A 20,341-nucleotide genomic window follows, 5' to 3' on the forward strand; every position below is an offset into this window, starting at 1 on the left:
ACGTCTCCCGCCCTCGCGAGGGTGGCGGCGGGACGCCCCCGCCCAGCCCGCCCCGGACGCGCCGCCAGCGGGACCCAGGCGGAATCCGGCTGTCGGCGCAGTGGCACGGAAGCGCTGGGGCGTCGCCCCGGCAGTAACAGCTCAGCGCTCGGCGAGAAGGGGGTGGGCGGGCGGTCAGTCGGAGACGGTCGGGGCGCGGGGGACCGTGACGTCGTACACGGACGCCTCCCGCTCGCGCAGGACGGCGAGGACCGCCGCCTTGAGCTCGGACTCCTCCACGCTCCCCCACCGGACGTCGGCGCCGTCGGTCAGCTTGAGGAGATCGAAGCCGGGTTGGCCGCCCCGGCGGTGTCGACCTCGGCGCGCAGGTCCTCGGGCAGCTCGGCGAGCACGGTGAGGACCGCGCTCAGCGTCTCCCCCGCCCGCTCCCCCTCCAGCGGCACGGTGACTCTGGGCAGGCCCTCCGGCGCCTCCTGCGCCGTGCCGACGACGACGCCGTCGACGTCGAGCAGGACGAGGCCGTCCTCCGCGGTGGCCGCCGCGACGGGTTCGCGCGGGACGACGTCGACGGCGAGGCCCCGCGGCCACTCGCGCGTCACGGTCACCGAGCGCACCGTGGTGATCGCGCGGACGTCCTCGGCGAGGGCGCCGGTGTCGAGCCGGGTGAGCGGCGTGCCCGCCCGGTCCTCGACGAGCGTCATCACCTCCTCGCGCGGCACGGTCGTGCCCTCCCCGACGCCGGAGACGGTCACCTGGGCGACGTCGAGGGCGAGCAGGGGCGAGGCGAGCAGCGCCCACGCGAGCCCACCCACGAGCGCGAGCACGCCGACGGCGAGGAGCACCTTGCGCCAGGCGAGGCGGCGCCGGGCGCGGGCCTGCTCGGCGAGGCGCTCGAGGAAGCCCGGGCGCGGGGGCAGGGCCGGGTCCGGCGGCTGGCGCACCGGCCGCCAGCGCCGGCGCTCGGCCGGCTCACCGGTGGCCGGCCTCGCTCGCTCGGGGGCTCCGGGCGCCCGGGCGACCTCGCGGGGCGCGTCGGCCGGCTGGTCCGGCTGGTCCGCGTCCGGCCCGCGGCGCGGCTGGCGCGGCGCTGCCGGCGGCCTCACGCCCGCTCCGCCAGGAGCGCCAGGACACGAGGTCCGAGCTCGGTGACGTCCCCGGCGCCCATGGTGAGGACGAGGTCGCCGGGGCGCGCGAGGGAGGCGATGGCGGCCGCGGCCTCCTCGCGGTCGGCCACGTACCGTGCGCCGTCGGCGAGGTCGGTGATGAGCGAGCCGTCCACGCCCTCGACCGGGTCCTCCCGGGCGGCGTAGACGTCGGTGACGACGACCTCGTCCGCGGCACCGAGCGCGGCGGCGAACTCCGCGGCGAAGGTCTGCGTGCGCGAGTACAGGTGGGGCTGGAAGAGGACGACGACGCGCCCCTCGCCGGCGGCGAGCCGTGCCGCGGCGAGCGTGGCGGCGACCTCGGTGGGGTGGTGGGCGTAGTCGTCGACGACGCGCACGCCGGCGGCCTCCCCGCGCGCCTCGAAACGGCGTCCGGTGCCCCGGAAGGCGCCGAGCGCGGTGGCCAGGGCCTGCGGGGCGGCGCCGAGGGCGACGCCCGCGCACCAGGCTGCGGTCGCGTTGCGGACGTTGTGGGCGCCGGTGACGGCGAGCTCCAGGTGCACGGGCGGCTCGCCGGCTCGCTCGAGGGTGGCGGAGGCGCCGGCCGCGCCGACGGCGAGGCCGGTGATCCGCACGTGCCCCTCCCCCACGCCCGGCGCCGCGCCGGTGCCGTAGGTGAGCACCCGTCCGGGTGCGTGGCGTGCCAGGCGCAGGGCGCCGTCGTCGTCCGCGCACGCGACGAGGAGGCCGGTGACCCGCGCGGCGAAGTCGACGAAGGCCTGCTCGAAGGCCTCCCGCGAGCCGTAGTGGTCGAGGTGGTCGGGCTCGACGTTCGTCACGACGGCGACGGCGGGACGGTAGTTGAGGAAGGAGCCGTCGGACTCGTCGGCCTCGGCGACGAAGGCGCGGCCGGCCCCCAGGTGCGCCCCGGTGCCGAGCCCGGCGACCTGCCCGCCGATGGCGTAGCTCGGGTCCGCGCCGGCCTCGGTGAGGGCGACGGCGAGCATCGCGGACGTCGTCGTCTTCCCGTGCGCGCCGGCGACGGCGACGAAGTCCTGGTCCCCCGCGGCGACGACGAGCGCCTCGGAGCGGTGGACCACCGGCAGGCCGAGCTCGCGGGCGCGGACGAGCTCGGGGTTGTCCGCGCGGACCGCGGTGGACACGACGACGGTGGCGCCGTCGGGCACCTGGGCGGCGTCGTGCCCGGAGTGGGCACTGACGCCGAGGCCGCGCAGGCGCGCGAGAGTGGCGCTGTCGCGCGCGTCCGAGCCCGAGACCTCCAGGCCGCGGGCGGCGAGCAGCTCGGCGACGGGAGCCATGCCCGCGCCGCCGATGCCGATGAGGTGGTAGCGGCTCACGGCGTCACCCGGGCGGCGCCGACGACGAGCTCGGCGAGCCGTGCGGCGCCGTCGCGGATGCCCGCACCCGCCGCGGCGCGGCCCATCGCGGCGAGGCGGTCGGGGTCGGCGAGCAGCTCGCGGAGCGGGCCGGTGACGTAGGCGGGCGTGAGCTCGGCGTCGGCGACGATCGTCCCCCCGCCGGCGGCGACGACGTCGGCGGCGTTGCGCCGCTGCTCGCCGTTGCCGATGGGCAGGGGCACGTACACCGCACCGATGCCGAGGGCGGCGAGCTCGCTCACCGTGCCGGCACCCGAGCGTGCGAGGACGAGGTCGGCGACGGCGTAGGCGCTGGCCATGTCGTCGAGGTAGGGGCGCACGTGGTAGCCCGCGAGCCCGGCGGTGGCGGCACGGACCGGCTCGTCCTTGCCCTGCCCGGTGAGGTGGAGGACCTGGACCCCGGCGTCGGTGAGGGCGCGGGCCCCGGCGGAGACCGCCTCGTTGACGCGCTGGGCGCCGAGGGAGCCCCCGGTGACGAGGAGGGTGGTGCGCTCCGGGTCGAGCCCCAGGGCGGCCGCGCCGGCGGTCCGGCGGGCCGCAGCGTCGCTCTCCCGCTCGGCGACGAGCGCGGCGATCGCGGCGCGCAGCGGCAGGCCGGTGAGCACCGCACGCGGCAGCGGCGTGCCGGGGAAGGAGACGGCGACGTGCCGGGCCCACCGGGCGCCGAGGCGGTTGGCCAGCCCCGGACGGGCGTTCTGCTCGTGGACGACGACGGGCACCCCCAGCCGCCGCGCGGCGAGGTAGGCAGGGGTCGCGACGTAGCCCCCGAAGCCGACGACCACCTGCGCGCGGGAGTCGGTGATCGCCTCGGCCGCCGCGCGGACGGCGGAGCCGAGCCGGCCCGGCAGGCGAAGGAGGTCGGGCGAGGGGCGGCGCGGCAGCGGCACCCGGGGCACGTGGCGCAGGGGCAGCCCGGCGTCGGGCACGAGGCGGGCCTCGAGGCCCGCCTCGGTGCCGAGCACGGTGATCTCCGCACCGCCCGGCAGCGCCTGGAGCGCGGTGGCCGTCGCCAGGAGGGGATTGACGTGGCCGGCGGTCCCACCGCCGGCGAGGAGGGCACGCAGCTCAGCCACGGCCGCGCCCCACGACCGCCAGCGAGCGGCGCACGACGCCCCGGCGCGCGCGCAGCGCGGCTCCCGCACCGGGCTCGTCGCGCGCGAAGGCGAGTACGACCCCCATGGCGAGCAGGATGGCGATGAGCGCGGAGCCACCGGCCGACACGAGCGGCAGCGGGACGCCGATGACGGGGAGGAAGCCGATGACGACCCCGATGTTGATGAGCGCCTGGCCCAGGATCCACGCCGCGATCGCGCCGGTGGTGATCTTGACGAAGGGGTCGGGGTGGCGCCGCACGATCCGGAACATGCCGGTGGCGAGGGCGGCGAACAGGCCGAGGACGAGGAGCGTGCCCCACAGGCCGAGCTCCTCGCCGAGGATCGCGAAGATGTAGTCGTTGTGGGCCTCGGGCAGGTAGGCCCACTTCTCGCGGGAGGCGCCGAGCCCGAGGCCGGAGATGCCCCCGGTGCCCAGGCCGTAGAGCCCGTGGAGGGTCTGGTAGCACGCGGCGCTCTCGTCGCACTCACCGCCGAAGACCGCGGTGATCCGCTGCATCCGGTTGGGCGAGGAGATGACGAGGAAGGAGACGACGGCGGCGGCGCCGACCAGCGCGGCCCCGAACCACCTGAGCGGGACGCCCGCGACGAACATGGCGCCGGCGACGACGAGCGCGACGACCATCGCGGTGCCGAGGTCACGGCCGCCGAGGACGAGCCCGATCGCGATCGCGGACACGGCGATGCCGGGCACGAGGACGTGCTGCCAGCGGTGCAGGAGGTGCGCCTTGCGGGCGAGGACGAGCCCGAGCCACACGGCGAGCGCGAGCTTGAGGAACTCCGAGGGCTGGATGGTCTGCCCGGCGCCGGGGATGTACACCCAGTTCGTGTTGCCCTTCAGCCCGCGAGCGAGCGGCGTGAAGATCAGCGCCTGGAGGAGCAGCCCCAGGCCGAGCGCGGGCCACGCGAGCTTGCGGTACCAGGCCACCGGGATGCGGCTGGCGATGATCATGAGCGGCACGCCGACGAGCGCGAAGACCGCCTGGTCGAGGAAGAAGCCGAAGGGGCTGCCGGTCTCCCGGATCGAGGTGATCGAGGAGGCGGAGAGCACCATGACGACGCCGATGGCGAGGAGCAGGAGGGTGGCCCCGCCGACGAGGTAGTAGCTGAGGACCGCCGGGCCCTGGACGGCCGACTGGCTGGTGTCCCGCGCGCCGGTGCGCAGCGAGCCGCTGACCGTGGCGGAGGTTCGCGGCAGGCGGCCCGGCTGCACGGCGGTCACGCCTGCTCCCCGGGAAGTGCGCGGACCGCGGCGGCGAAGGCGTCCCCGCGGGCGCCGTAGCTCGCGAACTGGTCCATGGACGCGCACGCCGGGGCGAGCAGCACGGTGTCGCCCGGGCGGGCGAGCCGCGCGGCCGCGGAGACGGCGTGGGTCATCACCTGCCCAGTGTCACCAGCCTCGACCTCGGTGACGGGCACATCCGGTGCGTGTCGTGCAAGTGCCTCGCGGAGCGGGGCGCGGTCCACGCCGATGAGGACGACGGCGTGCAGGCGGTCGGCGACCTCGCGGACGAGCTCGTCGAAGGTGGCGCCCTTGGCCAGTCCCCCGGCCACCCACACCCCGCGCCCGGCGGGCAGCGCCGCGAGGCTCGCGCGGGCGGCGTGGGCGTTGGTCGCCTTGGAGTCGTCGATCCACGTGACGTCCCCGCGGGTGGCGACGAGCTCGATGCGGTGGCGTCCGCCGTCGTAGGCGCGCAGGCCGGCGGTCACCGCGGCGGCGGGCACCCCGTGGGCGCGGGCCAGCGCGGCGGCGGCGAGAGCGTCGGCGACGACGTGCCCCGGCACCTGCCCGCCCGGCAGCGGCGCGAGGTGCGCGAGGTCGGCGAGCGTGGCGAGGGAGGCCGCCGTCGTCTGCCGGCGCGGCTCGAAGGCGCGGTCGCACAGGACGTCCTCGACGATCCCGAGCTCGCCGACCGCCGGGGTGCCGAGCACCGTCCCGACGGCGCGGGCCCCCTCCGCGACGTCGGCCTGCTCGACCATCACGCGGGTGGTGGCATCGGTGTAGACGCAGGCCTTGCGGGTGCGCTCGTAGACGCGGGCCTTGGCGTCGCGGTAGGCCGCGAAGGAGCCGTGCCAGTCGAGGTGGTCGGGGGCGACGTTGAGGCAGACGGAGGCCTCGGGCGCCACGCTGTGGGTGAGGTGGAGCTGGAAGCTCGACAGCTCGACGGCCAGGGCGTCCACCCCGCCGTCGGCCACGACCTGCACCACCGGGGTGCCGACGTTCCCGACCGCGGGGGCCCGCAGGCCCGCGGCGGTGAGGATGGAGCTGAGCATGCCGACCGTCGTCGTCTTGCCGTTGGTGCCGGTGAGCGTGAGCCACGCGGGCGCCGTCGTCGTCGCCGTCTGCTGCACCTGCCAGGCGAGCTCGACCTCGCTCCAGCACGGCAGGCCGGCGGCCTGCGCGCGGGTGAGGAGCGGGGAGGTCGCGGGGACACCCGGGGACACGACGGCGAGGTCCGCCCCGGCGGCGAGCACGGCGTCGGCGAGGGCTTCGTCGTCGGCGGCGGCGAGGAGCTCCGCACGGGGGCCGAGCGCCGCGCGGGCCGCCTCGACGGCGGCCTCGCTGCGGTCGACGCCGGTGACGCGGGCGCCGAGGGTGGTGAGGACGTCGACGGCGGCCCGCCCGGAGGTCCCGAGGCCGACGACGACGACGTGCGCGTCGCCGAGCCCGCTCACGCCGTCACCCACTCCGCGTAGAAGATGCCCAGGCCCAGGGCCACGCACAGGGCGGCGACGAGCCAGAAGCGGATGACGATCGTCACCTCTCCCCAGCCACCGAGCTCGAAGTGGTGGTGGAGCGGGGCCATGCGGAAGACGCGTTTCCCGGTCGCCTTGAAGAAGCCGATCTGGATGACGTCGCTCATGACGATGATGACGAAGAGGCCACCGATGACGATGGCGAGGAACTGGGTGTGGGTGAGGATCGAGAAGCCGGCGATCGCGCCGCCGAGGGCGAGGGAGCCGGTGTCACCCATGAAGATCTGCGCCGGGGAGGCGTTCCACCACAGGAAGCCGAGGCAGGCGCCGATGAGGGCGGCACCGATGAGCGAGAGGTCACGCGGGTCGCGGACCTCGTAGCAGGCGGACCACGCGGCGCTCGGGTCGGAGAGGAACTGGCAGTTCTGGTTGGACTGCCACATCGCGATGACCGTGTAGGCCGCGAAGACCATCGCGGAGGCACCGGTGGCCAGGCCGTCCAGGCCGTCGGTGAGGTTGACGGCGTTGGACCACGCGGTGATGAGGAAGTTCGCCCAGAGGATGAAGAGGATGAGCCCGAGGAACGCGCCGGCGAAGGCGAGGTCGATCGAGGTGTCGCGCACGCCGGAGATGTGGGTCGAGCCGGGGGTGCGGAAGTTCTCGTTGGGGAACTGGAGGGCGAGGACCGCGAAGGTGATGCCGACGAAGGCCTGGCCGACGATCTTCCAGCGGGCGCGCAGACCGAGCGAGCGCTGCCGGCTGATCTTGATGTAGTCGTCGGCGAAGCCGATGACGCCGAGGCCGACGATGAGGAAGAGGAGCAGCAGCCCCGAGGCGTTGGGCGGGCGCCCGGCCGTGAGGTTGGCGACCGCGTAGCCGATGACGGTGGCGAGGATGATGACGACGCCGCCCATCGTCGGCGTGCCGCGCTTGGTGTAGTGCGCGGTGGGTCCGTCCTGGCGGATGAACTGGCCGTAGTTGCGCTTCGTGAGGAAGCGGATGAACAGCGGCGTGCCGAAGAGGGCGACGACGAGGGCGGTGGCCCCCGCCACGAGGACGGTCACCACGCGGCGCCACCCCCCTGCGTCAGCCGTTCCGCCAGGCGCCACACGCCTGAGCCGTTGGACCCCTTGAGCAGCACGAGGTCACCCTCCTGGAGGAGCTCGTCGAGAAGGGCCGCGGCGGCATCGGCGTCGGCGGGACAGTGGGTCTGCGGGCCCTCGCCCGCCCCACGGCACACCGGCTCGCCCGCCGGGCCGAGGGCGATGACGACGTCGACCCCCAGCTCCGCGGCGAGGCGACCGACGTCCTCGTGGGCGCGCTCGGCCTCCTGGCCGAGCTCGAGCATCTCCCCGACGACGGCGATCCTGCGGCGGGCGGGCATCGCCGCGGTGGCCCGCAGGGCGGCAGCCATGGAGTCGGGGTTGGCGTTGTAGGCGTCGTCGAGGACGACGACGCCGTCGGGCCGCTGGGTGATCGCCATGCGGTGGGCGCTGACGCGCTCGGCGGTGCTCAGCGCGTGGGCGACGGCGCCGGCGTCCAGCCCGAGGGCGAGCGCGGCGCCGGCGACGGCGAGGGCGTTGGAGACCTGGTGCTCACCGAGGAGCGCGAGGCTCACCGGGTGGCTCGTGCGGACGCCGGAGGCGTCGGTGTGGAGGACGAAGGAGGGCCGGGCCTGCTCGTCGAGGGTGACGTCGGAGGCGCGGACGTCGGCGCCCTCGCCGCGGCCGAAGAAGGTGACCGGCCCAGGAGCGGCGGCGGCCATGGCGGCCACGCGCGCGTCGTCGGCGTTGAGGACGGCGGCGCCGCCCGGGAGGAGGCCGGCGACGATCTCGGCCTTGGCGCGGGCGACGGCGTCGATCGTGCCGAAGCCACCCATGTGGGCGTGCCCGACGACGAGGACGACGGCGACGTCGAGCGGCGCGATCCGGGTGAGGTAGTCGATGTGCCCGGGGCCGCTGGCCCCCATCTCGAGGACGAGGTAGCGGGTCTCGCGGGTGGCCGACAGGACGGTGAGCGGCAGGCCGATCTCGTTGTTGAAGGACTCGCGCGGCGCGACGGTGGGCCCGGCGTGGGCGAGCACCTGGGCCAGCAAGTCCTTCGTCGTCGTCTTGCCGACGGAGCCGGTGAGGCCGACGACGCGCAGGGAGCCCTCGGCGCGCAGGCGCGCGAGGACGTCGCGGGCGAGCTCCCCGAGGGCGGCGACGGAGTCCTCGACGAGGACGTGCGGGGCGTCGACGGCGTGCTCCGCGACGACGACGGCCGCGCCGGCGGCGTGGGCCGCGGCGGCGTGCTCGTGCCCGTCGGTGCGCTCCCCCCGCACGGCGACGAAGACCGAGCCGGGACCGGCCAGCCGGGAGTCGGTGACGACCCCTCCGGTGAGGAGGAGCTGGGGGTCCACACCCACCGGGCGTCCGCCGACGGCCTGGGCGAGCTGGGCGACGGTGAGCTGGATCACGGCTGCCCCCACCGGAGCTGGTCGTCTGGAGTCACGTCTCGACAATCTATCCGCAGCAGGCTCACTCTGCCCGCATCGGGAAGAGTGACGCTGGCGTCGTTGACGGCGGGATGCCGAGGTGCTGCAGGGTGTAGCCGGCGATCTCCTTGAACGCCGGTGCGGCGATGATCGAGGACGGCACCTGGTGGCGCGGGTGGTAGACGACGATGCCGACGGCGAACTGCGGGTCGTCCGCCGGGGCGACGCCGACGAAGTTCGCCACCGTGCGGGTGAGGTTGCCGTTCTCGTCCGGGACCTGGGCGGTCCCGGTCTTGCCGGCGAGGCGGTAGCCCTCGAGCTGGCCGAGGACACCGGTGCCCTCCTGGGTGACGACCCCCTCCATCATCGTCACCATCTGCTCGGCGGTCTCCTCGCTCACCACCTGGCGGCCCTCGGGCACCTCGGCGGCGTGGAAGCGGCCCGTCTCGTCGGTCGTGCCGTCCACCAGCCGGGGGGCGTGGTAGACGCCGTCGTTGCCGAGCGCGGCGGCGATGGCGGTGTTCTGGACGAGGTTGACGGCCAGGCCCTGGCCGAACATCGTCGTGTAGCGCTGGCGGCCGTCCCAGGCCTCGGGCGTGGCGAGGATGCCGGGGGTCTCGCCGGGGAGCTCGATGCCCGTGCGCTCACCCATGCCGAAGGCGCGGAAGTAGTCGTAGCGCTCCTCGTCGCTCATCCGGTCACCGATCATCACCGTGCCGGTGTTCGACGACGTCGCGAGGATCCCCGCGACCGTCATCTCCTCGGTCGCGTGCGGGTCGGCGTCGGAGAAGGTCTGGCCCGAGGGCGTGGTGAAGCGGTCGGGGGTGGTGAAGGTCGTCGTCGGGGTGACGGCGCCGGTGTCGATGGCGGCGGCGAAGGTCGGCAGCTTGCCGGTCGAGCCGTTCTCGTAGGCGGCCTGGACGGCGCGCGAGCCACGGTTCTCCGGGGGGCTGGCCTGGTAGTTGCTGGGGTCCACGGCGTCGGAGTCGGCGATGGCCAGGACCCGGCCGGTGCCGATCTCCTGGACGACCATCGCGCTCCACGAGGCCTTGTAGGTGTCGTTCGTCTCGTCGATGATCTGCTGGGCCCGGAACTGGACGTCCCGGTCGATCGTCGTGTGGACGGTGTCGCCGGGCTCGGCGGGAACCGTCTCGCGCAGACCGGTGGGGATGGACTGACCGGTGCGGCCGATCTCGACGACGCTGCTGCCGGGCACGCCGCGCAGCTGCTCCTCGAAGGTGAGCTCGAGGCCGGCCAGCCCCTCGTTGTCGCGCCCGACGTAGCCGAGGACGTTGCCGGCGGTGTTGCCGTTGGGGTAGAGCCGCTCGGAGGTCTGCTCGGGCTCGATGCCGGGGATCTTCAGCGCCTGGACCTCGCGCCACTCCTCGGGGGTGAGGCCGCGGGCGATGTAGGCGAAGGTCGAGTCCCCGACCATGTCCGCGCCGAGCTCGGCGGGGTCACGGTCGAGGATCGGGGCCAGGAGGGCGGCCGCGGCGACGGCGCCCTCCTTCTCCTCGCCGTCGATCTCGGCCCGGAACTCGCGGATCTTCAGCTGGTTGACGCCGACGTTGTAGCGCTGGACGGAGGTGGCGAGCACCTCGCCGTTGGCGTCGAGGATGTCGCCGCGCATCGCCTGGATCGTGGAGTGCGACAGGCGGCTGTTGAGCGCGTCCTCCGCCAGGCGCGGGCCCTCGAGTGCCTGGACGTAGACGAGGCGGCCGGCGAAGACGATGACGATCGCAAGAACGACGGCGAGGACGGCGTTGTGGCGCCGGACGAGGGTGCGGCCACTCACTCCGCGTCACTCCCGCCGAGGATCGTGCCCTCCCGCAGGGAGATGAAGTCGACCCGCTCGGCGGGCTCCATGCCGAGCTCCTCGGCGCGGCGCTGGAGGCTGGCGGGCGAGCCGGCCTCCTCGACCTGCTGGACGAGCGCGGTCTGGGCCTCCTCGAGCCGGTTGAGGTTCTGCGTGGCGTCGTGGATGGCGTAGGCGTCCACGGCCATCTGGGTGTTGATGAGCAGCGCGGCGACGAGCGAGCCGAGGAGGATCGTCGCGCACAGCAGGAGGTAGGGCACGAGGGACCGGGCCGGCGCGGGGCTGCGCACGACCTGGAGCCGCGGGCGCCAGGACCGGCGCGGCTCGACGGCGGCGGTACGGGCGGGCATCGCACTCATGCGGCGCTCCTTGATCGTGGACGCATGTGGTCGGGGGTGGGGCGGGTGCGCTCGGCGGCGCGCAGGCGGACGGAGGTGGCCCGGGGGTTGGCGGCGCGCTCGGCGTCGTCGGCCTCCTCCGCGCCACGCGTGAGCAGCTTGAGGTAGGGCTTGTGGGTCTCGGGCTCGACCGGGAAGTCCGGCGGCGCCGAGGACGTCGCCCCGCGGGCCAGGGCCCGCTTGACGGCCCGGTCCTCCAGGGAGTGGTAGGCCATGACGACGATCCGGCCGCCGACGGCGAGCGACTCCAGCGCGCGCGGCAGGGTCCGCTCGAGGACGGCGAGCTCGTCGTTGACGGCGATGCGCAGCGCCTGGAAGGTCCGCTTGGCAGGGTTGCCACCGGTGCGGCGGGTGGCGGCGGGGATGGCGGCGCGGACGAGGTCGACGAGCTCGCCCGTCCGCAGGATCGGCTGCTGCTCGCGGCGGCGGACGATGGAGGAGGCGACGCGCTTGGCGAAGCGCTCCTCCCCGTAGTCGCGCAGGATCCGGATCAGCTCACCGACCGACGCCGTGGCGAGGAGCTCCGCGGCGCTCATGCCGCGCGTGGGGTCCATCCGCATGTCGAGCGGGGCGTCCTGGGCGTAGGCGAAGCCGCGGTCGGCCTCGTCGAGCTGGAGGGAGGAGACACCGAGGTCCATGAGGATCCCGTCCACTCCCCCGGGCGCGTACTCGGCGGCCACCCGGTCGATGTCGTCGTAGACGGCGTGGACGGCGGTGAAGCGCTCCCCGAAGGGGGCGAGCCGGCCACCGGCCAGCGCGATGGCCTGCGGGTCGCGGTCGATGCCGACGACCCGGGTCTCGGGGAAGCGCTGCAGCGCGAGCTCGCTGTGCCCGCCCATGCCGAGGGTCGTGTCGATGAGCACGGCGCCCGGCCGCTCGAGGGCCGGGGCGAGGAGGTCGAGGCAGCGTGCGGCGAGCACGGGGACATGACGCTCGGCGGCGCTGCGGTCCTCGGTCATGGCCCTCCTCCCTGTCTCGGTCTGGTGCTGCTCGGTCGTGCCACTGGGGCGGTCGGGGGCCCTCCACCACCCGACCAGGACTCCCGCCGCCGGGCTCTGGCGCCGGGGAAGTGCGTCAGAGTCGCGGTGAGAGACCTCGTCGTGCGGAGGTCGGGTGCGTCAGAAGAGTCCGGGGACCACCTCCTCTGCCGTGTCGGCGAAGGCGTCCTCGGAGGCCGCCAGGTAGTCGTCCCAGGCGGAGGCGGACCAGATCTCCACCCGCGAACCCGTGCCGATGACGGCGAGCTCGCGCTCGAGGCCGGCGTACTGGCGCAGGTGGGGCGGGATGGTGATGCGGCCCTGCTTGTCGGGCTGCTCGTCGGTGGCTCCGGCGAGCAGGACGCGGGAGTAGTCACGCACGCGCCGGTCGGTGATCGGCGCCTTGCGCAGCTGCTCGTGGATCTCCTCGAACTCCCGCATCGGGTAGGCCGCCAGGCAGCGCTCCTGGCCCTTGGTGAGGACCAGGCCCCCGGCGAGCTGGTCGCGGAACTTGGCGGGAAGGATGAGGCGGCCCTTGTCGTCCAGGCGCGGGTGGTAGGTGCCGAGGAACACGCAGTCCACCACCCTTCACCGAACCACTCGCCGCCATTGCGCCCCACATTACTCCACTTCCCTCCCCCGTCAATGGAAAGACGCGTCACGTCGCCCCCTTTCGAGCGCATCACCGCAGGTCAGCGGGGGTGGGGAGAAGTGGAGGAGATTGTCACGGGTGATGGCGTCGGCGCGTCGTCGCGTCGCCCTTCCGGGCGGAACTCCGCCCGTCCCGCCCGCCGGGGAGCACGGTGGAGCGCGGTGGGCCGCGCCGGTGGAGCGATGTGGGGCGCGGCCGGTGGAGCGATGTGGGGCGAGCCGGGGAGGGAGATGGAACGGCCCCTCACACGCCGAGAGCCGGACTCCTCAGGTGAGGGGTCCGGCTCTCGCGGGAGGAAGAGTGGGTCAGCGGCCGCGGTCGTCGCGGCGGCGGTCCCAGCGCTCCTCGAGACGCTGCATGAAGCCGCCGTGACGCGGCGCGGCGGCGGGCCCTCCGGCCCGCGGCCGGGACGACGGTGCCTTGGGCGCGGCGCCCCGCGGCTTGGAGATGGCGAGCATGACCCCGCCGAGCATCGCGACGAAGCCGAGGACCCCGAGCCACACGAGGGAGGCGGCGACGCCTCCGACGAGCATCGCGAGGCCGGCGAGGACCGCCAGCGTCCCGAGCGCGAGGCGACGGCCCGAGTAGCGCTGCTCGGAGGTGAAGGTACTCACCAGGCGGGGGTCGGAACGGAGCTGCTGCTCCATCTGGCTGAGCACCCGCTGCTCATACTCAGAAAGAGGCATCGGTCCTCCGATCCTGGTCGAGGTGCCCTCCACGAGGGCGACTGACCCAAGTTTAGGTCCCCGGAGCGCCGGGGGAAAGCCGACTGGAGCCCGACTCTCCTCAGCGGCGCTCCCGGCCGCCACCCGCCGTCGGCTCGGGCCCCTCGGCCGGGCCTGCTCCCGCCTGCGCGGAACGCTCGAGGAGGGACGCCGGGCGCAGCGCCGCGGGCCCGAAACGCCGTCGGATCGTGTCCATCGCCGTCTCCGCCTCGCGCCGGTTGTCGTCCTCGTCGAGGCGCAGCTGGACGCCCTCACCGGCCTGCTGCAGCTGCTCGACCCGCACCCCGATGAGGCGCACACCGCCCGGGGGCAGGGCGACGTCGTCGAGGAGCGATCGGGTGACGGCGAAGACGTCGTGCGCGACGTCCGTCGCCTCGGTGGCACGCGAGCGGCTGATCGTCCGGAAGTCCGAGAAGCGCACCTTGAGCGCCACGGTGCGGCCCACCATGCCGGCGGCGCGCAGCCGCGCCGCGGTGCGGTGCGCCTGGTCGAGGAGGACCGCCTCGAGGGTCGCCCGGTCGGTGACGTCCGCGGCGAAGGTCGTCTCGGTGCCGACGGACTTCTCCGCCCGCTCCGGCTCCACGGCGCGCGGGTCGCGGCCGTTGGCGAGGTCGTGCAGCCGCTGCCCGGCGGCCACCCCGAGGATCTTGTGGAGCGTGCGCACCGGCTGGGCGGCGAGCGCCTCCACGGTGTCGATGCCGTGGACGTGGAGCCGCTCACGGGTGCGCTCCCCCACGCCCCACAGCGCTCCCACGGGCAGGGAGTGGAGGAAGGGGACGGTCGCCTCGCGCGGGACGAGGAGCAGCCCGTCGGGCTTCGCGTGGCTGGAGGCGAGCTTGGCGACGAACTTGGTCGCCGCCACCCCCACGGACGCGGGGACGCCCAGCTCGCGGTGGATGCGCTCGCGCAGGGCGCGGGCGATGGCCACCGGGGGGCCGAGCCGCCGCCGGGCACCGGACACGTCGAGGAAGGCCTCGTCGATGCTCACCTTCTCCATGACGGGCGTGACGTCGGCAAGGATCGCCATGACCTGCCGGGAGACGCGGGTGTAGGTGTCGTGGTGGGGCGGGAGGACGACGGCCTGCGGGCACAGCGCCCGGGCACGCGACATCGGCATCGCCGAGTGCACGCCGAAGCGCCGGGCCTCGTAGGTGGCGGACAGGACGACGCCGCGCTGCTCGCCACCGACGATGACCGGCCGGCCGAGGAGGTCGGGACGGTCGAGGAGCTCGACGGCGGCGAAGAAGGCGTCCATGTCGACGTGGAGCACGCTCGTGCCCGTGTCGTCGCTGCCCCAGTCGCGCCGGGCCGCGGCGCTGCGCTCGCCTCTGCTCATCTCGTGTTCAAGGCTAGCCTGGGGCGCATGCCCGAGCGCCCAGCCCTCCGACGGCGCGGCCGCAGCAGGCGACTGCCCCTCCCCGACCTGCCCGAGGGCCCGGTCCGGACCTCCACCGGGGTGGTCGAGCTGCTGCGCGACCCCTCCCGGCCGTCGGCCGTCACCGTCTTCATCAACGACGCCGAGAGCTCCTACGTCGACCTCGCCGACCCTGCCCACCTCGAGTTCGAGTACATGCAGCAGATGACGGTCGTCCTGGAGGAGGCGGGAGCCCCGGCGCCGGAGCCGCTCCGCGCCGTCCACCTCGGCGGTGCCGGCTGCGCGCTGCCCCGGGCGTTGGAGGCGGCCCGCCCCGGGTCGACCCAGCTCGTCGTCGAGATCGACGCGGAGCTCGCCCGGCTGTCGCGGCTGTGGTTCGACCTGCCCCGCGCCCCCCGCCTGCGGGTGCGGGTGGCGGACGCGCGCGCCGCCCTCGGGACGCTCACGCCCGGGTCCTGGGACGTCGTCGTGCGGGACGTCTTCGCCGGCGTCGTCGTCCCGAACCACGTGCGCACCGTGGAGGCCGCCGCGGAGGCGCGCAGCGCACTCACCGAGGACGGGCTGTACCTCGTCAACCTCACCGACCGGCCGCCGCTCACCGTGGCCCGCACCGAGGTCGCCACGCTGCGGGAGGTCTTCCCGCACGTCGCGCTCATCGCCGACCCCGCGATCCTCCGCGGCCGCCGCTACGGCAACGTCGTGCTCGTCGGCTCGGCGCACCCGGTCGCGACGCCGGGCCTGGCCCGGGCGCTGCGCGGGCTCCCGTTGCCGGTGCGGCTGGTGGCCGGGGAGGAGCTTGTCGACTTCGCCGGCTCCCACGCCCCCCGCCACGACGACGTCCCGGTCGCGTCACCCGGCGAGTCCTGAGCCGGGGACGACGAAGGGGCCCGCACCGTCACCGGTGCGGGCCCCTTCACGGGTGTCAGAGCGGGCGGACGCTCTCCGCCTGCGGGCCCTTGGGGCCCTGCGTGATCTCGAACTCGACGCGCTGCGCCTCCTCGAGGGAGCGGTAGCCGTCGGACTCGATCGCGGAGTAGTGGACGAAGACGTCGGCGCCGCCGCCGTCCTGGGCGATGAAGCCGTAGCCCTTCTCAGCGTTGAACCACTTCACGGTTCCCTGTGCCATGTGAGTGTCCTTCCGGGGACGTTGTGGAGCCGGCCGTGTGCCGGCTCCGCCGTGCCGCAATGCCTCGTCCCACGTCGTGCTAGGCCCAGCCATGGCCAGGGTCATACGTAAGCGAACTGCAACTGCAACGCGGACAAGTGTGGCACGTCCCCGCCGTCGTGACTAGCGATCCGAGGACGCCCGTCCGGGTGTCGCGGAGGCGCCCGCTACACGTCCCCGGACGGCTCCGGGAGGTCCTCACCAGCGGCGTCGTCGGGGTCCCCCGCGAGGTCCTGGTCGGCGAGGAACGCCTCGACGGCGGCGCCGATCTCGTCGGCCGTGGGGAGGTCGACGGGCTGCGCGAGGAGGGTCGCCTTCGTCTCCTGGTTGACGCCGCGCATGAAGGCGTCGTACTGCTGCTCGAGGGCCTTGACGACCGCGGTGACCTCCGGCGAGGAGGAGACCTGACGCTCGATCTCGTTCGCGGCCTCGGTGGCCGCCTCCTCGAGGTCCCCGACCGGCAGGGCCAGCTCACCGGAGCGGGCGGTCTGGCGGACGAGCTCGGCGGCGGCCTGGTGGAAGTGGCTCTGCGCGAGGTAGTGCGGCACGTTGGCTGAGAAGCCGACGGCCTGGTGGCCGGCCTGGCCGAGCCGGTACTCGAGCAGCCCGGTGACGCTCCCCGGCACCTGGACGGTGCCGATGATCTCAGGCTGGGCCGAGATGAGGCCCGGCTCGCTCGCGTGGGCGGTCACGGTCGTGGGCCGGGTGTGCGGCACGCCCATCGGCACCCCGTGGATGCTGATCGTGCGCTGCACGCCGTGGCGCTCGACGACGTCGATGACGGCGTCGACGAAGCCGTGCCACCGCAGGTCCGGCTCGGTGCCGTGGAGGAGGAGCAGCTCGGTGCCCTCGTCGTCACGCAGGAGGTCGAGGACGACGTAGGGCTCCTCGTAGTCCGTCCAGCGCCAGTTCTCGAAGGTCATCGGCGGGCGGTGCGCCCGGTAGTCGATGAGCTCGTCGGCGCGGAAGGTGAGCAGGCGCTGGTGCTCGAGGGTGGCGGTGAGGTGGCGCGCGGCGAGCGCGGCCGCGTGCCCCGCGTCCATGGCTCCGGTCAGCGCGTTGACGAGCACTCGCGCGCGGACGTCCCCTGCCTCGGGGTGCACGTCGTACAGCTCCACCAGCGTTCTCCCTCCTCAAGCTTCGGTCAACGGGTGGAACGCGCGGGCGGCTGCCCGCATTCCCGGCGGCTCAGCGACCGGGCAGCCGCACGACCGAGACGAAGAAGTCGTCGATCTTGCGGACGACCTCGATGAAGCGCTCGAAGTCCACCGGCTTGGTGACGTAGGCGTTCGCGTGGAGGTTGTAGCTGCGCAGGATGTCCTCCTCCGCGTCGGAGGTCGTGAGGACGACGACGGGGATGCGACGCAGCTCGGGATCGGCCTTGAGCTCGCCGAGCACCTCGCGGCCGTCCATCCGCGGGAGGTTGAGGTCGAGGAGCACGAGGTCCGGCGTCGGCGCGTCGGCGTACTCCCCCTCCTTGCGCAGGTAGGCCATGGCGGACTCACCGTCGGCGACGACGGTCAGCTGGTTGGCGACCTTGTAGTCCGCGAAGGCCTCCTCGGTCATGAGGACGTCCCCGGGGTCGTCCTCGACCAGCAGCACCTCGATCATGTCGGTCATCGGTCCACCTCACTCGTCTGCGGGTCGCCGGCGGCACCCGGGGCCATGATGGCACGCTCGTCGCCCGTCCCCGTGCGCGCCTCGACGGTCGACAGCCCCCGGTGCGCGGACGCGGGGACCGTCCACCGGACGGTCGTGCCCTTGCTCGGGTCCTGGTGCTCCACCCAGATCCGGCCCCCGTGGTGCTCGACGATGCGCTTGCACATCGCCAGGCCGATGCCCGTGCCGCTGTAGGCGTCCTTGGCGTGGAGCCGCTGGAAGATGGCGAAGACGCGCTCGGCGTGGCGCGGCTCGATCCCGATGCCGTTGTCGCTGCAGAGGAAGAGCCACTCCGAGCCCACCCGCTGGACGCCGATGTGCACGCGGGGGGTCTCGTCCGGGCGGCGGAACTTCACGGCGTTGCCGACGAGGTTCTGCAGGAGCTGGGTGAGGAGCCCCGCGTGGCCGAGGACCTCGGGCAGCGGGTCGGAGGTGACCTGCGCGCCGGTCTCCTCGAGCAGCTCCGAGAGGTTGTCCAGGGCCTCGGTGAGGCAGTCGCCCACGTCCACCTGCGTCGGCTCGGCGTCGCCGCGCCCGAGCCGCGAGAAGGCGAGGAGGTCCTGGATGAGACGCTGCATGCGGCGGGCGCCGTCGGAGGCGAAGGCGATGTACTGGTGCCCGCGCTCGTCGAGCTGGTCGCCGTAGCGCCGTTCGAGCAGCTGGGTGAAGGACGCCACCTTGCGCAGCGGCTCCTGCAGGTCGTGGGAGGCGACGTAGGCGAACTGCTCGAGGTCGCGGTTGGACGCCTCGAGCTCGACCCTCGCACGCTCCGTCGTCGCGATCTGGGTGACGAGGTGGCGGCGCATGAGGTCGACGTCGCGGGCGAGGGCGACGACCTCGTCGGGCCCGGAGACGGCCACCGGCCGCTCCAGCTCGCCCTCCGCGACGGCTCGGCTGCCCTCGGCGAGGTCGTCGAGCGGGTCGGTCACCCAGCGGCGCAGGTAGCGCCACAGGAGCACGCCGGTGACGAGGCCGAGCACCGCGAGCGCCATGACGGAGCCGAGCAGCACCCGCTGCCACAGGGCCATGGCCGCGGCCCCCTCGGACCGGTAGTCGATGAGGTCGTCCAGGGCCGCGCGCAGCGACTGGCGCACCTCACCGAAGAGCACGTCACCGGGCTCCTGCCACTCCCCCAGCTCGACCTCGACGTCGGGTGAGCCGGTGGCGTCGATGAGGGGCTTGGCGTAGCCGGCGCGCCAGTCGTCGGTGGCGGCGGCGAGCGTGTCGAAGTGCCCGTCGAGCTCGGGCACCCGGGGCAGGATCTCGACGAGACCGGCGCGCACCCGGTCCGGCCGGCCGTAGGCGAGGTCGGTGTAGGGCTCGAGGAGCACCTCGTCGCCGCTCAGTGCGTAGGCGCGCACGGCGGCCTCGGCGTCGATGAGGTCGGCCTGCAGCTCCTCGAGCTCGACGACGGCGTTGAAGACAACGCCCGTCACCTCGTCCTGGTAGCGGGAGAGCTGGCTGAACGCCGCGATCCCCACCATGAGGACGAGCCCGAGCGAGATCCCGGCGACGACGATCGCGGTGCGCAGCCGGTTGCGCAGGGTCCACGCGACCCGGGTGGGCCTCACGCGAGGGTCCAGCTGAGCAGCGTGAGCTCGACCTGCCCGTCCGGCCCGTAGGCGCGCACGGCCCGCTCGACGGTGTCCGCGAGCGCGGCGTCGTCACCGGTGCCGCGGGAGGCGGCCTCGAGGACCGCGGCGAGCGAGGAACCCTCGGGTGCCGCGTTGGCCGCCTGGTCGAGCACGGCCGTGTGGAGCACGAGCAGCCGGTCCTGCGCGCGCAGGTGAGTGCGGACGACCGGGCGCACACCGGGCCCCGCACCGAGCGGCGCGCCGCGGTCACCGGCCGTGGCGAGCGGGCCGGCGTCCGCGGACAGGAGCAGGGGGGCGTGGTGGCCGGCGAGGTGGCACACCGCCTCGCGGCTGCCGGGAGCGAGCTCGACGACAACGGCGCTCACCGAGCCCTCGTGGGCCGCCGCGAGGCGGTCCAGGACGGTGAGGACCTCGGGGACGGGCAGCTCGCTGAGCGCGAGCGCCCGGAAGGCGGCGCGCACGCTCACCGCGAGCGCCGCCGCGGCCGGTCCGCTCCCGGCGACGGTCCCCGTGACGCTGAGCACGGTCCCGTCGGGACGCTCGACGACGTCGCACAGGTGGGGGGAGAGCGGCCCGCCGTCGTTGCTCCGGACGAGCACCCGGACCGGCGCGCCGGCCAGGCGGGGCGCCGGGCGCAGCGCGGAGGCGAGGCTCGAGACGGCCTCGACGTGGGCACGCTGCTCCTCCTGGTTGCGCTTCTCGTGGTCACCACGGCGGCGCTCGACGGCGTAGCGGACCGCGCGACCGAGGGCCTCACCGCCCACCGTGCCCTTGACGAGGTAGTCGTCCGCGCCGGCGCCGACGGCCTCCAGGCCGCGGTCGGCGTCGTCGAGGCCGGTGAGCACGACGACGGCGGCACTCGAGGCGCTGCGCAGCTGGAGCAGCGCGTCCAGGCCGGAGGCGTCGGGCAGGCCGAGGTCGAGGAGGATGCAGTCGACCGGCATGACGAGGGCGTCCAGCGCCGCCTCCAGGCTCCAGGCCCGCGTGACGTCGGTGTCGATGCCGGCGTCGTGGAGCAGCTCCTCGACGAGCACGGCGTCGCCGTCGTCGTCCTCCACGAGAAGCAGGTGCAGGGCTGCCGAGGCCTCGCTGTCGGTCACTGTCGTCCTTCCGGTCGGTGGCGCCATCGTACGCAGCGGCGAGGAGGGCCTTGGACGCACGGCACGCGCGCCGTCGTCCATAATGGTCTGCCGG

At 74.5% G+C, this 20,341-nt stretch carries 19 protein-coding genes; 1 reads left to right on the plus strand and 18 read right to left on the minus strand.

What is annotated here, in order from left to right; genetic code table 11:
• Positions 1-308: 308 nt before the first annotated feature.
• The 13 genes from ACWPXV_RS08130 to dinB form a co-directional block, all read right to left on the minus strand.
• Positions 309-1,103 carry a cell division protein FtsQ/DivIB gene (locus tag ACWPXV_RS08130; protein ID WP_454084766.1) on the minus strand — a complete coding sequence of 265 codons (795 nt, stop codon included), beginning with the start codon at positions 1,101-1,103 and terminating at the stop codon, positions 309-311.
• Entirely contained in the window at positions 1,100-2,422 is a 1,323-nt protein-coding gene (gene murC / locus ACWPXV_RS08135) for a UDP-N-acetylmuramate--L-alanine ligase (protein WP_454084822.1), read from the minus strand. Before murC ends, ACWPXV_RS08130 begins: the two co-directional genes overlap by 4 nt.
• 35 nt (positions 2,423-2,457) lie before the next feature.
• Positions 2,458-3,564 carry an undecaprenyldiphospho-muramoylpentapeptide beta-N-acetylglucosaminyltransferase gene (murG, locus tag ACWPXV_RS08140; RefSeq protein ID WP_454084823.1) on the minus strand — a complete coding sequence of 369 codons (1,107 nt, stop codon included), beginning with the start codon at positions 3,562-3,564 and terminating at the stop codon, positions 2,458-2,460.
• A 1-nt stretch (position 3,565) separates the two neighbouring features.
• Entirely contained in the window at positions 3,566-4,834 is a 1,269-nt protein-coding gene (gene ftsW, locus ACWPXV_RS08145) for a putative lipid II flippase FtsW (protein WP_454084767.1), read from the minus strand.
• Positions 4,831-6,288 (minus strand): UDP-N-acetylmuramoyl-L-alanine--D-glutamate ligase, encoded by a 1,458-nt coding sequence (gene murD / locus ACWPXV_RS08150; RefSeq protein WP_454084768.1) that lies wholly within the window; start codon positions 6,286-6,288, stop codon positions 4,831-4,833. The genes ftsW and murD overlap by 4 nt, the downstream gene beginning before the upstream one ends.
• Positions 6,285-7,376, minus strand: a complete 1,092-nt coding sequence (gene mraY / locus ACWPXV_RS08155) for a phospho-N-acetylmuramoyl-pentapeptide-transferase (protein WP_454084769.1) — start codon at positions 7,374-7,376, stop codon at positions 6,285-6,287. Before mraY ends, murD begins: the two co-directional genes overlap by 4 nt.
• A complete protein-coding gene (locus ACWPXV_RS08160) occupies positions 7,370-8,767 on the minus strand; it encodes a UDP-N-acetylmuramoyl-tripeptide--D-alanyl-D-alanine ligase (RefSeq protein WP_454084770.1) in 1,398 nt (465 codons plus the stop codon). The genes mraY and ACWPXV_RS08160 overlap by 7 nt, the downstream gene beginning before the upstream one ends.
• A 61-nt stretch (positions 8,768-8,828) precedes the next feature.
• Positions 8,829-10,580: a peptidoglycan D,D-transpeptidase FtsI family protein gene (locus ACWPXV_RS08165; RefSeq protein ID WP_454084771.1), complete on the minus strand. Its 1,752-nt coding sequence runs from the start codon at positions 10,578-10,580 to the stop codon at positions 8,829-8,831.
• Positions 10,577-10,960, minus strand: coding sequence for a hypothetical protein (locus ACWPXV_RS08170; protein ID WP_251305058.1), 384 nt, complete (start codon positions 10,958-10,960; stop codon positions 10,577-10,579). The genes ACWPXV_RS08165 and ACWPXV_RS08170 overlap by 4 nt, the downstream gene beginning before the upstream one ends.
• Positions 10,957-11,958 carry a 16S rRNA (cytosine(1402)-N(4))-methyltransferase RsmH gene (gene rsmH, locus ACWPXV_RS08175; RefSeq protein WP_454084772.1) on the minus strand — a complete coding sequence of 334 codons (1,002 nt, stop codon included), beginning with the start codon at positions 11,956-11,958 and terminating at the stop codon, positions 10,957-10,959. Before rsmH ends, ACWPXV_RS08170 begins: the two co-directional genes overlap by 4 nt.
• A 159-nt stretch (positions 11,959-12,117) precedes the next feature.
• Positions 12,118-12,549 carry a division/cell wall cluster transcriptional repressor MraZ gene (mraZ, locus tag ACWPXV_RS08180; RefSeq protein ID WP_454084773.1) on the minus strand — a complete coding sequence of 144 codons (432 nt, stop codon included), beginning with the start codon at positions 12,547-12,549 and terminating at the stop codon, positions 12,118-12,120.
• Between the two features lie 384 nt (positions 12,550-12,933).
• Positions 12,934-13,314 (minus strand): DUF3040 domain-containing protein, encoded by a 381-nt coding sequence (locus ACWPXV_RS08185; protein ID WP_454084774.1) that lies wholly within the window; start codon positions 13,312-13,314, stop codon positions 12,934-12,936.
• A 100-nt stretch (positions 13,315-13,414) separates the two neighbouring features.
• Complete coding sequence (gene dinB, locus ACWPXV_RS08190) at positions 13,415-14,689, minus strand: DNA polymerase IV (protein ID WP_454084775.1); 1,275 nt, start codon at positions 14,687-14,689, stop codon at positions 13,415-13,417.
• Positions 14,690-14,716: 27 nt separating this feature from the next.
• Between dinB and ACWPXV_RS08195 the strand changes: the two genes are divergently transcribed.
• Positions 14,717-15,595 carry a spermidine synthase gene (locus tag ACWPXV_RS08195; RefSeq protein WP_454084776.1) on the plus strand — a complete coding sequence of 293 codons (879 nt, stop codon included), beginning with the start codon at positions 14,717-14,719 and terminating at the stop codon, positions 15,593-15,595.
• Positions 15,596-15,650: 55 nt separating this feature from the next.
• Here ACWPXV_RS08195 and ACWPXV_RS08200 read toward each other — a convergent pair whose 3' ends face one another.
• The 5 genes from ACWPXV_RS08200 to ACWPXV_RS08220 all read right to left on the minus strand — a co-directional run bounded on the left by ACWPXV_RS08200 (position 15,651) and on the right by ACWPXV_RS08220 (position 20,247).
• Entirely contained in the window at positions 15,651-15,854 is a 204-nt protein-coding gene (locus ACWPXV_RS08200; protein ID WP_110852282.1) for a cold-shock protein, read from the minus strand.
• A gap of 206 nt (positions 15,855-16,060) precedes the next feature.
• Positions 16,061-17,011 carry a PAC2 family protein gene (locus ACWPXV_RS08205; protein WP_454084777.1) on the minus strand — a complete coding sequence of 317 codons (951 nt, stop codon included), beginning with the start codon at positions 17,009-17,011 and terminating at the stop codon, positions 16,061-16,063.
• A 70-nt stretch (positions 17,012-17,081) separates the two neighbouring features.
• On the minus strand, positions 17,082-17,513 hold the full coding sequence (locus tag ACWPXV_RS08210; RefSeq protein WP_454084778.1) for a response regulator: 432 nt from the start codon (positions 17,511-17,513) through the stop codon (positions 17,082-17,084).
• Positions 17,510-19,123 carry a sensor histidine kinase gene (locus tag ACWPXV_RS08215; RefSeq protein ID WP_454084779.1) on the minus strand — a complete coding sequence of 538 codons (1,614 nt, stop codon included), beginning with the start codon at positions 19,121-19,123 and terminating at the stop codon, positions 17,510-17,512. The genes ACWPXV_RS08210 and ACWPXV_RS08215 overlap by 4 nt, the downstream gene beginning before the upstream one ends.
• Positions 19,120-20,247, minus strand: a complete 1,128-nt coding sequence (locus ACWPXV_RS08220) for a SpoIIE family protein phosphatase (protein ID WP_454084780.1) — start codon at positions 20,245-20,247, stop codon at positions 19,120-19,122. The genes ACWPXV_RS08215 and ACWPXV_RS08220 overlap by 4 nt, the downstream gene beginning before the upstream one ends.
• Positions 20,248-20,341: the final 94 nt, after the last annotated feature.

The organism is Georgenia sp. Marseille-Q6866 (genome assembly GCF_965111665.1).